The organism is Paenibacillus chitinolyticus NBRC 15660, from assembly GCF_000739915.1.
GTDB classification, from domain to species: domain Bacteria; phylum Bacillota; class Bacilli; order Paenibacillales; family NBRC-103111; genus Paenibacillus_F; species Paenibacillus_F chitinolyticus.
The window spans coordinates 750,142-764,862 of the sequence record NZ_BBJT01000003.1 but is presented as its reverse complement, the minus strand read 5'-3'; the positions used below and the strand labels follow the sequence as shown (position 1 = coordinate 764,862).

The following is a 14,721-nucleotide window of genomic DNA, read 5'->3' as shown; positions in this document are numbered from 1 at the left end:
GTTCCTTTGATAACAAAGGGGGTTCTGTAGTTTTTTTCTGCAGATCGGGGAACAGTAGTCTTACAGCCGGTTCTTTTAGCGAACCTTTATGGCTTTAGACGGTGCGCCATGAATTTCTGCACTCTTACCAATCAAATGAACTCAACCAAACCTCTACGGATGCGTAGAGGTTTTTTTATTTTTACAAATGCTGCCCGTAGAAAGGGGAAAACAAGAATGAATACCGAGCTTCAAGAAGTGATCCGCTTAGGAAAAGAATACAATCTGATACCGATTGTACGCTGCCTGCTGGCGGATACGGAGACACCCATCCGAGTATTTCAGCATGTTGCCGAAGAGAAACGCGCGTTCCTGCTTGAAAGCGTAGAGGGCGGCATTAAGTGGGCCCGGTATTCGTTCATCGGTACAGACCCGTTTCTCATTATAAGGGCACGCGACGGCAAGACTCATCTGGAGACGCAGGGAAGAACGGTCACGACGGAAGAAAAACCGCTCGAAGCTTTGAAAAGCCAGCTTGCGTTATTCCGGAGCCCTTCGATTGAGGGACTGCCTAGATTCACGGGCGGAGCGGTCGGGTTTTTCGGGTATGATCTTCTCCAGTATTATGAGAACCTTCCCAAACACCGCGTCGACGATATTCAGATGGATGATATCCAGTTCATGTTTTGCGACCAGGTCATTGCCTTCGATCACTTCAAACAGCAGATGAACGTGATCGCGAACGTGCATATCCCCGACGGAGCCAGCGAGGAAACGATAGCGGAGGCTTACCGGCAAACTTGTCAGAAGCTGGACGCGACGATACAAAAGCTCAAAAAGCCGCTCCCTTCGACCATGATGACCCATAGTGAAGTGGAAACGACTGCGGATCTGAACGGTTTTCGTTCCAATCTGAGTAAAGAACAGTACGTATCGAATGTGAAAGCGGCCCAGGAATATATTAAGGCCGGTGACATCTTTCAGGTGGTGCTGTCCCAGCGTTTCGAAACGGATACGGATGTTTCTCCGCTGCAGGTTTACCGGGTGCTTCGGACATTGAATCCCTCTCCGTACATGTATTATTTGAAAATGGACGATGAAATCATCGTGGGAACCTCTCCCGAAATGCTGGTGCGCGTGGAGGACGAGAGAGTGGATACAAGAGCCATTGCGGGTACACGACCGAGAGGCAAAACGCCCGAACACGATCTTGAGCTTGAGCAAGATTTGCTCGCGGACCAGAAGGAACGTGCGGAGCATCTGATGCTGGTGGATCTCGTGCGCAACGATGTGGGAAGGGTTGCCGAGTACGGTACGGTGTCCTGCGACAGCTTTATGCAGATCGAGCGCTACTCGCACGTGATGCACATCGTGTCGAACGTGTCGGGGACGATGAACAAAGAAAAGGACTTCTTCGATGCCTTCCTCTCCTGTCTGCCGGCGGGCACGGTGTCCGGGGCGCCGAAGCTAAGAGCGATGGAGATTATCGCCGAATTTGAAAATGAAAAAAGAGGCACCTATTCCGGCGCTATCGGCTACCTTGGCTTCTCGGGGAATATGGATTCGGCGATTACGATCCGGACCATCGTTTTCAAAAACGGCAAAGCTTACATCCAGGCCGGAGCGGGCGTTGTTTTCGATTCCGATCCCGAGAAAGAATACGAGGAGACGGTGAACAAGGCGCGGGGGATGATGACAGCGATCCGTACCGCGGAAGCGATGTTTAGACGTGCGGCGGATAATCCGAACCTCGACTACTATGTCCACGTCCCGGCCCTTTAGGCGGGAAGGTTAGGCGGCCTGTAAGGCCGGAATTAGAAGACGGAACGAACGGCAGATAGATGGCAGATGAACGGCAGGTTAAAATCCATTTCGAAGAAGGAGGACGGTCAGATGGCGGCGAATGGTACCATTCAGCGGGCGATTTCGACACTCATTGGAGGCGGGAACTTATCCCGCGATGAAGCGAGGGAGGTCATGCTGTCGGTTATGGATGGGGAAGCGACTCCCGCTCAAATCGGCAGTGTGATGACCGCGATGAGGATTAAGGGAGAAACAATCGAAGAGGTGACGGGTTTTGCCGAAGCGATGAGGCTTAAAGCGACCTCGGTGCAGACCATCCAGGATAATCTGCTGGATACTTGCGGAACCGGAGGGGACGGGGCAGGAACGTTCAACATCTCGACCGCCTCCGCTATCGTGGCGGCAGCCGGGGGCATCCGGGTCGCCAAGCACGGCAACCGTGCGATGTCCAGCAGCAGCGGCAGCGCGGATGTGCTGGAAGCGCTCGGAGTAAACATCGAGCTCGACGGCAATCAGGCGGCGCAGTGCCTCGATCAGATCGGCATCTGCTTCATGTACGCCCAGCGGTATCACCAATCGATGAAGCACGCTGCGGGTCCCCGCCGTGAGCTGGGTGTCCGGACGGTGTTTAACCTGCTGGGCCCGTTGACCAACCCGGCCGGCGCCGACCGTCAGGTGCTCGGAGTGTTCGAGCGCGCTAAGACGGAACTGGTCGCCGAAGTGCTGGGAGCGCTCGGCCTTAAACGGGCGGTCGTGGTTTCCAGCTACGACGGTTTGGACGAAATCAGCATTTCCGCGCCTACCCAGGTGACGGAATTGAAAAACGGAACGGTGAACACGTACGCCGTTACTCCGGACGATCTCGGCCTGCAAACTTATTCCCTGCAAGACATCCAGGGAGGGAATGCGGCGGAGAATGCGGAAATCATCCGCACGATTTTCACCGGCGCCACAGGCGCACACCGCGAAATCGTGCTTGCCAATGCGGGCGCCTGCTTCTACGTGACCGGAATTGCCGGCACGCTTCAAGAAGGCGTCAAGGTGGCGGCCGATGTCATTGACAGCGGCAAAGCTATGGATAAATTACAGCAATTAGCCCACTATACAGGAGATCTGAGCTATGTTTCTTGAAAAAATCGTAACAACCAAACGCAGAGAAGTTGAAGAGCTTCGCGGACAGGTAAGCTCCTCCGAGCTGGAGCGCCGTATTTCCGGCCTGCAGGCATGCAGGGGATTCGAACGTGCCTTGCGGGACGGAAGAAATCGGCCGACGGGACTCATTGCGGAAGTGAAGAAGGCTTCTCCTTCCAAAGGACTCATCCGCGCCGATTTCGATCCCGTCCGGTTGGCTTCGGCCTATGCCGAAGCCGGAGCGGACTGCATTTCGGTGCTGACGGACAAAGATTATTTCCAAGGCGCCAACGACTATTTAAGCGCCGTCCGTGAAGCGGTAAACGTGCCGCTGCTCCGCAAAGATTTTACCATCGACCCGCTGCAGGTTCTGGAAGCGAGAGTCATCGGCGCGGATGCCGTTTTGCTGATTGCGGCCATTCTCAAGCCTTCCGAACTTAAGGAACTCAAGCAGCTCGCGCAGGATGTCGGGCTCGACGTTCTCGTGGAAGTTCACGACCGCCGGGAGCTGGAAACGGTTCTGGAGCAGGACGCGACACTAGTCGGCATTAACAACCGGAATCTGAAAACGTTCGTGACCGATATCAAGACGACGGAAGAACTGGCGGCGATCGTGCCGAACGACCGGATTCTAGTCAGCGAAAGCGGGATATCTTCCCGGGACGATCTGGAGTTCGTCCGTAAAGCCGGCGCACAGGCCGTGCTGATCGGAGAGCATTTTATGAGACAGCCGGATGTCGGCCAAGCCGTCCATGACTTGATGGGCGAACGCAGTATGACCCGGAATTTTTAATGCAAAGGAATAGCCGTAGAAGAAGTTTCCTTCGTAAGCGAGTGGAAGTAATGGCGGTAAAACAGGCTTTTTGACTGCCGGGGAGTGAAGAAAATGGGATCGGTTTCAAAAAGACCGGACGTAAAAATTTGTGGACTTCAAAGCGTTGAAGTGTTAAAATCAATCGTACATTTCCCGATTAGCCAGATCGGGTTTGTTTTTGCACCCAGCAGAAGACGAATCACACCGGAGCAAGCTTCCGAGATGATTTCGTTTCTGCATGAACGTGCTCAGCAGGGTCACCGTGTTCCCAAGACGGTCGGGGTGTTTGTCAATCCCACCCGGGATGAGCTCGCGGATGTTTTGTCCGTCGCCAAACTGGATATTATCCAGTTTCACGGGGAAGAGGCGCCTGAAACGTGCAGAAGCATCAAAGAACAATTTGGTGTGGAGCTTTGGAAAGTATCCTCGATTAAAAACGAAGAGCCTCCTGTCAACGAGAGCTCTTTTTCGGATATAAAAGACGGAGTGAACGGCTGGATACAGCGGTTGGATCCTTATCGCGATGCAGTGGATGCCGTATTGATCGATACGTTCGATCCGGTTTACGGCGGAGGGTCGGGGCGGACATTCTCGTGGGATTGTATACCCGCAGCCCGTAAATGGGCGTTGTCCGCGGGCATGCCCTTGATTGTAGCGGGAGGGTTAAATCCCGACAATGTCGGCGACCTCATTGAACAATATGAAATCGACGGAGTCGACGTTTCGAGCGGAGTCGAGACGGACGGTGTCAAAGATATCGCCAAGATTGCAGCTTTTGTGGAAAGGGTGACAGGATAATGGCAGCAGTACCAGATGAACATGGAAGATTCGGACGTTTCGGGGGGAAATATGTACCTGAAACATTAATGAACGCACTGATCGAACTGGAAGAAGCTTACCGTAAATATTCACAGGATCCCGAATTTGTGAAAGAGGTTGAAACGCTGCTGCACGATTATTCCGGCAGACCGACACGGCTTTATCACGCGCAAAGGCTGAGCGAGAAGCTTGGCGGCGCTAAAATTTATTTGAAGCGCGAAGATCTTAACCATACGGGCGCGCACAAAATCAACAACACGATCGGCCAGGCGCTTCTGGCTAAACGAATGGGCAAGAAGAAAGTGATCGCCGAAACCGGAGCGGGACAGCACGGCGTCGCCACGGCCACCGTTGCGGCACTGCTCGGCCTGGAATGCAAGGTGTTCATGGGCGAAGAAGATATGAAGCGCCAGCAGTTGAACGTATTCCGCATGCGTCTGCTCGGAACGGAAGTCGTTCCGGTCATGTCCGGCACCCGTACGCTCAAGGATGCGTGCAACGAGACGCTACGCTACTGGGTCAGCAACGTGCACGATACGTATTACATCCTCGGATCCGTAACCGGTCCGCACCCGTATCCGATGATCGTCCGCGATTTCCAGCGTGTGATCGGCGACGAGACGCGCTCGCAGATTCTGGAGCTCGAAGGACGGTTGCCCGATGCGGTCATCGCCTGTGTAGGCGGGGGCAGCAACGCGATGGGGATGTTCTACCCGTTCGTCGGCGATGAAGGGGTGCGCCTGATCGCGACGGAAGCGGCCGGACGCGGCGTGGATACCGAGGAGCATGCGGCAACGATGACGAAGGGAAGCCCGGGTGTTTTCCAGGGATCTCTCAGCTACGTGCTTCAGGACGAATTCGGCCAGGTGATTCCGGCCCATTCCATTTCGGCCGGCCTTGATTATCCCGGCGTTGGACCCGAGCACGCTTACCTGAAAGACTTGAAGCGGGCTGAATACTTGCCAATCACCGACGCCGAGGCGCTCGACGCTTTGCAGCTTCTCTGTAAGACGGAAGGTATTATTCCGGCATTGGAAAGCGCGCATGCGGTCGCGCAGGCGATAAAAACGGCTCCGACTATGTCCCCGGAGGAGCTTCTTATCATTTGCTTGTCGGGTCGCGGAGATAAAGACGTGGAAGCTATCATGGGCTATCTCGGAGGTGCAGATCATGAATCGCATTGATCGTAAATTCGCGGAGCTGAGATCCGCCGGCAAGAACGCACTCATTCCTTTTATTACGGTTGGAGATCCTACAGCGGACGTTACCCTGGATATTATCCATGAACTGGAGAAGTCCGGCGCGGACCTCTTGGAACTCGGCGTTCCGTACTCCGATCCGCTCGCGGACGGCCCCGTTATTCAGGAGTCCTCCGGACGCGCCCTGAAAAGCGGGATTACCGTGCTGAAGGTCATTGAAATCGCCAAGCAGGCGCGCAGCGAGGGCTCCGAGCTGCCCATGATCTTGTTTACTTACTACAATCCGCTCCTTCGCATCGGGCTGGAGCGCGTTTTTGAACTCATGAAAGAAAGTGATATCAGCGGTGTGATCATTCCGGATCTGCCGATGGAAGAAGACGCTGAAGCCAAGCAGCTCGCGGAGCGCAACGGCATTCATCTGATTCCGCTGATTGCTCCGACCTCCAATGAGCGTGTCCAGAAAATCGTCAGCCGGGCTTCGGGCTTTATCTACTGCGTGTCCTCCATGGGAGTGACGGGTGTGCGCTCCGAGTTTCATGCGGGTGTAGACGATTTCCTGGCTTCGGTAAAAGCGGCCACGGATTTGCCGATCGCAATCGGCTTCGGCATTTCGAACCGCGAGCAGGTCGAACGCTTCGAGAAAACGTGCGACGCGGTCGTTGTAGGCAGCGCCATCGTCCGCCGGATCGGCGAACAGGAACACCGTCTACAGGACGAAAGTACGAAACAAGATGCGCTGAAGCAAATCGGTGAATTTGTCAGAGACTTGAAAGGCGCGTCTTATCAAACGCAAAGTTAACGAATATAGCACGAAGAATGCAGACAGAGAGATTGGCAGAGGTGATGGATATGCGTCCCAAACAACAGGTAACGAAACTGCCGGTTTACCAGCCGGGCAAACCGATTGACGAAGTGAAAAGGGAGCTTGGCTTGAAGCACGTAATCAAGCTGGCTTCCAACGAAAATCCGTTCGGATTTTCGCCCAAAGCCAAAGAAGCGATTTTGGCTGACCTGGACAACTTGACCTTGTATCCGGACGGAGCCGGTGCGGAGGTGACGCGAGCCGTTGCCGGTCACTATGGCGTTAACGCGGACCAGCTTATTTTCGGAGCCGGGTCGGACGATGTGATCCTTATGATCGCCAGGGCCTATCTCGTACCCGGAGACGAGACGATCATGGCGACCCACACGTTTCCTCAATACAAACATAACGCGGAGATCGAAGGCGCGATTTCGGTTGAGGTTCCTTTAAAAGACGGCAAACACGATCTGGACGAAATGCTCCGCCGCGTCAATGAACGGACGAAAATCGTCTGGATCTGCAACCCGAACAACCCGACCGGAACGATAGTGACCGGACAGGAGCTGGAAGCTTTTATGAACAAGGTTCCTTCTGATGTCATGGTGGCTCTCGACGAGGCTTACTACGAATATACGACCGATGAGGCCTACCCGGATAGTCTGGAGCTGCTAAACAGATATCCCAATATCGTGATCCTCCGAACGTTCTCGAAAATTTACGGGCTTGCTTCCCTGCGGATCGGTTACGGAATCGGACATCCGGACGTGATTCGCACGATCAATCAGGTGCGGGAGCCGTTTAATACGACCCGTTTGGCCCAAGCGGCTGCGGCTGCGGCTATCCGAGACCAGGATTTTGTGGAGCAGTGCCGCAAGCTCAACCGGGAAGGGATCGCGTATCTCCTCGGCGAGTTCCGAAGACTCGGCCTTTTCTCGTATCCGGCCCACGGCAATTTTATCCTGGTGGATATCGGCCGTCCTTCCGGTCCGGTATTTGACGAGCTTCTTCGTCACGGCATCATCGTCCGCAGCGGGGAAAAGCTCGATTTCCCGACCATGCTGAGAGTAACGGTGGGCAGCAGAGAGCAGAACGAAGCGTTCGTTCGTGCGCTTGAGCTTGTGCTTCACGGGGCTGTCCAAGAATCATAATACGTATAGGAAAAGGTTATCAAACATGACGACAATCTCAATTTTCGGCGTCGGGCTCATTGGCGGCTCGCTCGCTTTATGCTTCAAAGGCAAACCGGACATTACGGTCATTGGCCACTCCAATAACCCGACGTCGGTGGAAAATATGGTGAAAAGACGCATCGTGGACGAAGGAACGACTTCGATGCAGGCGGCGGCCGAAGCCGCCGATATCATTTTTCTGTGTGTGCCCGTAGGGGCGCTGGAAACGTATCTCGAACGGTTAAAGCAGTTCTCCTTAAAAAAGGGCTGCCTTATAACGGATGTGGGCAGCACCAAACTGTCCGTCGTTCAGTGTGCGGAGAAACTGCGCTTTAAGGACGCTTATTTCATCGGCGGTCATCCTATGGCCGGTTCGGAGCGTTCCGGCATGGAAGCCGCCTCTTCGCATTTGTTCGAGAATGCATTCTACGTTCTGACACCGGGCACGGACACGCCTGTTGCTGAAGTCGAGCGTTTGGCCAAACTCCTTGCGTATACGCAAGCCCAGATTATCCGAGTGGACGCACGCGAACACGACGATATCGTGGGAGCCATCTCACACCTGCCGCACATGATTGCAGTCGCGCTCGTTAACCAGATCCGCACGTACAACGAATCCAATGAGCTTTACAAAAACCTGGCGGCCGGTGGTTTCCGCGATATTACGCGCATCGCTTCCAGCGATCCTTTTATATGGCGGGATATCCTCATCAACAACCGCACCGTTCTGCTGAAGCTTCTGGACGACTGGGATCAGCAGATTTCGGTGTTCCGCGAGCTTCTCGAGAAAGAAGACGCTGAGGGCATCGAGAAGCAGTTTGAGGTAGCCGGGACATTCCGCAAGCAGGTACCGGACCGCCGGAAAGGAATGCTTACGCCGCTGTACGATATTTACGCGGATATTCCGGACCATCCGGGAATGATCGGGCAGATCGCAACGCTGCTCGGTAAGCATCGGCTCAACTTGAGCAACCTGCAGATCATCGAGAGCCGGCTCGACGTGCCGGGCGTACTCCGTCTGTCTTTTCGGGACCAGGAAACCGCGGACAGAGCATCGGCCCTGCTCAGCGAGCAATTTTCCATCCACGTTTAGGTCGTTTTCTTGTGTGAAACAATGAAGTCTCTTTCCCGATATGCATAGATGCTTTATGCAGGCTTATGCGGGGGAGAGGCTTTTTTAGTGGAGGCAACCGGCCTTCAAAAACTTTTTCGTAAACGTTTTCAAAAAAAGCATTGACTTTTTGTAAACGGATTCATATAATAAAAGTACAGTATGGTTTCTCTCCACTCCTATCCGATAATCGCACATTGTGCAGCCGCCTCGTAGAGGTGGTTTTTTTTTGCCTTTTTTCGATATCGCAGCGGACGGGAGAAAATTTTACAGCTCTATGCAATATTTGTTATAGTGATATCATGTTGTGCTTCGATTGATGGAAGTTAGCCCGCAGACCGCGCAACTTTTTGGTTCCCGCCCGGTATAAGCATGTAACGGAAGCGGGGAACCCGAACGTACTGTGCAGGAGGGGTGCACGTAATGACGGATACCCAGTTGATTCGTGAGGTTAAGGATGGAAATGTAGGGAAATATAACGAGCTGATGCACCGTTATGAGCGCAAAATTTTCGTTTTTATTTATCATATGCTCAAAAGCGCCCAACTGGAGCTGATGGCTGAGGATTTGTGCAACGAAACTTTTTACAAAGCTTACCGGAGCCTGAGTTCGTTCCGTGAAGCGGAAGCTTCCTTCTCTACCTGGTTGTATACGATCGCACGGAACACCGTGCTGAGTGAAATGCGCAAACACAAAATCGTTAAAATATCGTTGGACAATTGCGGACATACCCCTCAAACTTCGTTTGAATCGCTTCCCGAACAGACCGTCATACGGAAGGAGAAAGTCTCCATGGTCCGGATTGCGATCAATAGTCTGCCGGAGAAGCAGAGATCGGCTCTGATCCTGAGGGAATACGATCAGCTGGATTACCAGGAGATCGCATCCATTTTGGGACAAACCGTCAGTTCGGTCAAATCGCTGTTGTTTCGGGCCAGAGCCAGTGTAAAGCTGCAGATGGAGCCCTACTACCACACCGATAATTGGCTGGAAGAATGCGAGGGGATGACGCGGAGATGAAATGTGAGGATGTTCAGGAATGGCTGCTTGAATGCATAGAAGGCACGGCCAGCGAGCTGAGGCGCCAGGCCGTCCGGGTACATTCGGACAGCTGCAAGCGATGCTCGGAACAGTTCCTCGCGTGGCAGGAGTGCCGGGACCTGATCCGCTTATCGCTGCGTACCGATACGCCTGTCCCGCGAGTATCCATCGCGGATTCGGTCATGCAGCGGATCGGCGCTTACGAGCCGTGGCGTTATCCCGCAGAGGCGGGAGCCGCGGCAAGCTCCGGACGCGCGGGCAAATTTCGCGGCGCGGGCCGTTTGGCGGCTTCCTTCTGCCTGCTGCTTTTCGTAGGCGTACTGCTGTGCCTCTCACTGAACTCGTCTCCCGCTTTTCTGGGGAAAGGGTTAAGCTTGACGTATGAGCATGCCTATGCCGGATCGCCGGGAATGGAAGGGGCTTCGGCGATGAACGGCCGCACGATGAAGCAGGCCGTTGCGGGCCTGAATGTTTCGGCGGTTATGCCGAATAAGAGTACGTTTGTTTTACCGCCTTACGTTCATCATCTCATCGCGTTATCGCTGATCGGCTTGTTTGCGAGCTTCTTGTTTCATGCCTGGATCCAACGCGGCAAACGATAAGAGAAAACTTAGGAAAGCACCCGCCAGCTCTTACGGAGCTGGTTTGTTTATGGAGGAGATTATATTGACCACAATCGGGTTAATCCGGCATGGCAGTACTGAATGGAACCTTTTGGGAAAAATACAGGGAGCGCTCGACACGGAGCTTACCGAAGAGGGAAGAGAGCAGGCAAGGCGGCTGGGTACACGGCTGCGCGGAGAAGCGTGGGACGGCATCATCAGCAGTGATTTGAAACGCGCGAAGGAAAGCGCGCAGCTGATCAGCGAACGATCGGGCATCCCGATAGCCGGAACGGACGGCAGGCTCAGGGAGAAAGGCTTCGGTCAGGTAGAGGGTACGACGCTTCAGGAACGGCTCGACCGCTGGGGACCGGACTGGCTGCAGCTCGAACTTGGCGGGGAGACGGACGAACAGGTCCGCAGCCGTTGGCTTTCGTTCTATGCGGATTTAAGCGTGAAATACCCCCGCAGCCGGATGCTGATCGTCAGCCATGGAGCGTTTATCGGACGAGCGTTGGAGACGATGAGATTGGAGCGTCGGGACGACCCGCTTACGAACGCGTCTTTGACGATTGTCCGCCAAGGCACGGCCGTTTGGGAATGCACGCTGTATAATTGTACGGAGCATTTAATCGTGTGAGCGACGGAAACAGGAAAAGCATGTCTGCCGGAAGGCGGATGTGCTTTTTTTTGCGTGAAAAGGTTTAATTCAGGGATTTATTCCCATACTGAGTAGTACCAACAAGTATACGGCTAACTAGAAGGATTGCGTTCATGAAAGACGGACAGGAATCGTGAAAGGAGGTGGCGGACTTGAATCTGGCCGATATGCTCAGTTACGCGGATATCCACGATTTAAACCGGATAGCGGATACCTATGCCTGCGAGTGCAATATGCATTCCAAGAACGAGCTGATCCAGTCTATATTGACTACGGTCAGCCGCAGGGACATTTTCGAAGAGCGGGTAGACGCGCTGACGATGGAAGATCTCCGGTTTTTAAACACCCTATTGTTTGAAGAGCGGGGGTTGCTCAGTCTGGAAGAGCTCGTTGCCCGCGTGCAGCAAGCCAAGTTTTTGAAGGAAGAGAAGGAAAATTCCAACCCGCGCGACACGATCTCGAAATTCAAAAAGCACGGCTGGCTGTTTCACGGCTATTCCCAGCAGACCAAGTATCTTTTTCAAGTGCCAAATGATTTGAAGCGGCGTTTCGGCGATGTGCTGACCCGCAATTACAAAAGCCGCCTTATTTATACGAACGATCCTGCCGTCTATCGTGAGGAACATACCCTGATGGCTGACGATGTGCTTCAGCTAATGCGGTATATCAGGGACCATGAAGTGCTGCTGACCCATGAAGACGTCATGTACAAGCGGCAGCTGTCCCAGATACTGGGCGGCATGGCGGTCAAGGAAGAGCTTGTAGGCAAGACGGCATGGAGATTCGGCTACGGACGCAAATTCAAGGAATATCCGAACCGGTTCTCGCTGATCTACGATTACTGCTTCTTCCAGGAGCTTCTCCAGGAACGGAGCGGGCTGCTGCACCTGACGGAGAAAGGCGCGGAAATGACGGACGCCGGGATTAAGCCGGGCCAGGACGAACTGTACCGCTTCTGGCTCCGGCTTTACAAAGGCCCTGTCTACAACCTCCAGTCGATCGTACAATGGACGGCCCGGCTGGCGGGCACTTGGGTGACGACCGCGTCGCTTGCGGAAGTGCTGTGTCCGTTAATCCGGCCGTTTTACTACGATACGCCGGAGTCGATTTTCGAACAGCGGATTATCGCCATGATGATGCATCTGGGACTGCTTGCCGTCGGGGAAGAAGAGCATGCCGGAGCCGTGGTCCGCATCACCCCTCTGGGCGGCAAAACGATTGCCGGCAACATGATTGCCGAGGAAGACAAAATCGAATTAAAAGAATAGCGCCCCGTCAACTCCGGCTGTCCTTAGCGGGCGCCCGGTACGTTGACGGCCTCTCCTTCCGGCATTTATGATGAGAAAAAAATCCAGAGGAGTGAGTGGCGCTATGCTGCATCCTTTTAAAGGCTTATTTCCCGCTATCGCGTCTTCGGTCTACATCGCCCCGGGCGTACAAATTATCGGAGATGTTTCTGTCGGTGAAGATTCCACCATCTGGTTCAATGCCGTCCTGAGAGGAGATTTGGCTCCGATCCGGATCGGGAACCGGTGCAATATTCAAGACGGATGCATCGGTCATGTTAACACGGACCAGCCGCTGATCGTAGAAGACGACGTTTCCGTCGGTCATGGTGCCCTCATACACGGCTGCCGTATAGGCAGGGGCACATTAATCGGAATGGGGGCGATCGTACTAAACGGCGCCGAGATCGGTGAATATGCTTTAGTAGGGGCAGGTTCTCTCGTGACTGAAGGTACGATTCTTCCGGCTTATACGCTGTCGCTGGGAACTCCGGCAAAAGTTGTGCGGGAATTAACACCTCAGGATCTCGAACGGATGAAACGCACGACGGATAACTATGTAGGCAAGGGAAGAGAGTACCGGATGGAACCAGGGAAGTAATACAATCCTATCGCTGCTCTGCATTGTGCGGACGATACCTGGAGGTAGATCCCTATGGGAAGAATGAATGTTTCAAATGAAGCGCTGCTGGGTCTGATCGCTGAATTGGTAATGGACGACGCCATGCGGAAATATAAAGAAAATCATCTCTATCAACAGATTGACAGCGCTCTAGCCGAGGGTGATGAAGCTACATTTCTAGCGCTTACCGCCGAACTCAAATCCATCCAATCCCCCAGCTAGGCTGCCCTGTTGTCACAAAACTTGTTAAAAAACAGGACTGCCGCAACCGGGCATGTCCCGTCATTACCCTCTCTTTCTTGCGGACCATCCAGGTGGATGCGTTTCTGCGGAAGGAGGGGGTTTTTTGATTTTCACGGGATAAAAAGGGTACCCGGCGTTTGTCCCGATATGGTAAAGTAGCTCTATTGACCGGAAGGGGAGAGAACGATGAAGTTTAGCGAAATTACGGAAAAAGACTGGACGGATCTGCAGCCGTATTTGGACACCTGTCTGCTTCCCGTTACGGGGTTAGGCGGCGGGGAGCAGCCCTGGGAAGCGGGAGATGCCCTGGAAAGCCTCAGGGACGTCCTGGACGTGCTGGAGATACCTTACAAAGGAAGAGTCGTCACGTACCCGGCTCTCCATTACTGCACCCCGGAGGATACGGATCGTGAATACGTGGAAAGGACCTGCGGGCAGCTAAGGAAGGCCGGTTTCACTTATGTCGTCGTGGTAACCGCACATCCGGAGATCGGGGCCTGGCAGCTGCAGAATGCGGATCTGATCGTACACATTTCCCCCGAGGCGCTGCGGTATCCCGGACAGGAAGCGAAGAAAGAGATAGGGGAACGGATCGAACAGCTCTGGTTTTCAAAAAAATCTGAAGAGATTCGTTAGAATTCGAAAATTTGGTAAAGATAAAAAGGATGGCGTGTTTCCCGGGGGAAATTGTGACAATTTTGTTAAAATCGCAACACAACCCGAGAAGGCACTCCCAAGACCTTGCGGCTACATCCTTGACGCCCCAAAGGTCGTAGGATATTATTAGTAATGTCCTAGTCTATGAAGTGTAAGATAATGTCGAACGACACGTGATATAGGTTCGATTTGTCATGCCGACAAATTGAATGGCTTAGGGGGGTAGCACGCGAAATGAGTGAACGCAACAATTCGAATGAGCACCATGGCAAGAAGCCAGTAGTACGGCGTCAAATGTCCCGCCGCCAGTTTCTTTCGTACACGCTCGGCGGTACCACCGCTTTCATGGCGGCCGGTATGGTAGCTCCAATGCTGAGATTCGCGGTGGATCCGGTGCTTCAGCCGAAGAAGGCTTCGGATTGGATCAAAGTAGTTGAAGAAGCCAAAATTACGAATGAGCCCACATCATTCACGTTTCAGGTCCATCAGGTGGACGGCTGGTACGAGAGCGATGTGGAACTGACCGCATGGATCACCAAGGGTCAAGACGGCAAAATCTTCGCCTTGAACCCGACATGTAAGCACTTGGGTTGTACGGTTAACTGGAACAACAATCCGGAGTACAAAAACCAGTATTTTTGCCCATGCCACGGCGCGCATTACACCGCTGACGGCAAAAACCTTGCGGTAGCTCCAGCTCCGCTGGACGAATACGACGTAAAAATCGATAAAGGATTCGTCTATCTGGGACAGCTGCACGCTAACACAAGGGCGAAATAAGG

The 14,721-nt window shown here is 53.6% G+C and carries 16 protein-coding genes; all 16 read left to right on the top strand.

Annotated features, from left to right (window positions below; genetic code table 11):
- Window positions 1–216 precede the first annotated feature (216 nt).
- The 16 genes from trpE to PCH01S_RS08630 all read left to right on the top strand — a co-directional run bounded on the left by trpE (window position 217) and on the right by PCH01S_RS08630 (window position 14,719).
- The gene (gene trpE / locus PCH01S_RS08705; protein WP_042228442.1) at window positions 217–1,761 is read left to right on the top strand and encodes an anthranilate synthase component I; all 1,545 of its coding nucleotides are present in this window, start codon (window positions 217–219) and stop codon (window positions 1,759–1,761) included.
- Window positions 1,762–1,872: 111 nt separating this feature from the next.
- Complete coding sequence (gene trpD, locus PCH01S_RS08700; RefSeq protein ID WP_042228440.1) at window positions 1,873–2,913, top strand: anthranilate phosphoribosyltransferase; 1,041 nt, start codon at window positions 1,873–1,875, stop codon at window positions 2,911–2,913.
- Window positions 2,903–3,706, top strand: a complete 804-nt coding sequence (trpC, locus tag PCH01S_RS08695; protein ID WP_042228439.1) for an indole-3-glycerol phosphate synthase TrpC — start codon at window positions 2,903–2,905, stop codon at window positions 3,704–3,706. Before trpD ends, trpC begins: the two co-directional genes overlap by 11 nt.
- 93 nt (window positions 3,707–3,799) lie before the next feature.
- Window positions 3,800–4,525: a phosphoribosylanthranilate isomerase gene (locus PCH01S_RS08690; RefSeq protein WP_042228437.1), complete on the top strand. Its 726-nt coding sequence runs from the start codon at window positions 3,800–3,802 to the stop codon at window positions 4,523–4,525.
- Window positions 4,525–5,730, top strand: a complete 1,206-nt coding sequence (trpB, locus tag PCH01S_RS08685) for a tryptophan synthase subunit beta (protein ID WP_174446793.1) — start codon at window positions 4,525–4,527, stop codon at window positions 5,728–5,730. Before PCH01S_RS08690 ends, trpB begins: the two co-directional genes overlap by 1 nt.
- Window positions 5,717–6,544, top strand: coding sequence for a tryptophan synthase subunit alpha (gene trpA, locus PCH01S_RS08680; protein ID WP_042228434.1), 828 nt, complete (start codon window positions 5,717–5,719; stop codon window positions 6,542–6,544). Before trpB ends, trpA begins: the two co-directional genes overlap by 14 nt.
- 50 nt (window positions 6,545–6,594) lie before the next feature.
- The gene (gene hisC, locus PCH01S_RS08675; protein WP_042228431.1) at window positions 6,595–7,695 is read left to right on the top strand and encodes a histidinol-phosphate transaminase; all 1,101 of its coding nucleotides are present in this window, start codon (window positions 6,595–6,597) and stop codon (window positions 7,693–7,695) included.
- A 25-nt stretch (window positions 7,696–7,720) separates the two neighbouring features.
- Window positions 7,721–8,809 (top strand): prephenate dehydrogenase, encoded by a 1,089-nt coding sequence (locus PCH01S_RS08670; protein WP_042228430.1) that lies wholly within the window; start codon window positions 7,721–7,723, stop codon window positions 8,807–8,809.
- 441 nt (window positions 8,810–9,250) lie between these two features.
- Window positions 9,251–9,847 (top strand): RNA polymerase sigma factor, encoded by a 597-nt coding sequence (locus PCH01S_RS08665; protein WP_042228429.1) that lies wholly within the window; start codon window positions 9,251–9,253, stop codon window positions 9,845–9,847.
- The gene (locus PCH01S_RS08660) at window positions 9,844–10,470 is read left to right on the top strand and encodes an anti-sigma factor family protein (protein ID WP_042228427.1); all 627 of its coding nucleotides are present in this window, start codon (window positions 9,844–9,846) and stop codon (window positions 10,468–10,470) included. The genes PCH01S_RS08665 and PCH01S_RS08660 overlap by 4 nt, the downstream gene beginning before the upstream one ends.
- A gap of 49 nt (window positions 10,471–10,519) precedes the next feature.
- On the top strand, window positions 10,520–11,110 hold the full coding sequence (locus tag PCH01S_RS08655) for a histidine phosphatase family protein (RefSeq protein ID WP_174446792.1): 591 nt from the start codon (window positions 10,520–10,522) through the stop codon (window positions 11,108–11,110).
- 173 nt (window positions 11,111–11,283) lie between these two features.
- On the top strand, window positions 11,284–12,399 hold the full coding sequence (locus PCH01S_RS08650) for a hypothetical protein (protein ID WP_042228425.1): 1,116 nt from the start codon (window positions 11,284–11,286) through the stop codon (window positions 12,397–12,399).
- A 103-nt stretch (window positions 12,400–12,502) separates the two neighbouring features.
- Window positions 12,503–13,018 (top strand): gamma carbonic anhydrase family protein, encoded by a 516-nt coding sequence (locus tag PCH01S_RS08645; RefSeq protein WP_042228423.1) that lies wholly within the window; start codon window positions 12,503–12,505, stop codon window positions 13,016–13,018.
- A 54-nt stretch (window positions 13,019–13,072) separates the two neighbouring features.
- The gene (locus PCH01S_RS08640) at window positions 13,073–13,261 is read left to right on the top strand and encodes an IDEAL domain-containing protein (protein ID WP_042228421.1); all 189 of its coding nucleotides are present in this window, start codon (window positions 13,073–13,075) and stop codon (window positions 13,259–13,261) included.
- A gap of 207 nt (window positions 13,262–13,468) precedes the next feature.
- On the top strand, window positions 13,469–13,918 hold the full coding sequence (locus tag PCH01S_RS08635) for a DUF2487 family protein (protein ID WP_042228420.1): 450 nt from the start codon (window positions 13,469–13,471) through the stop codon (window positions 13,916–13,918).
- A gap of 255 nt (window positions 13,919–14,173) precedes the next feature.
- Entirely contained in the window at window positions 14,174–14,719 is a 546-nt protein-coding gene (locus PCH01S_RS08630; protein WP_016423998.1) for a QcrA and Rieske domain-containing protein, read from the top strand.
- Window positions 14,720–14,721: the final 2 nt, after the last annotated feature.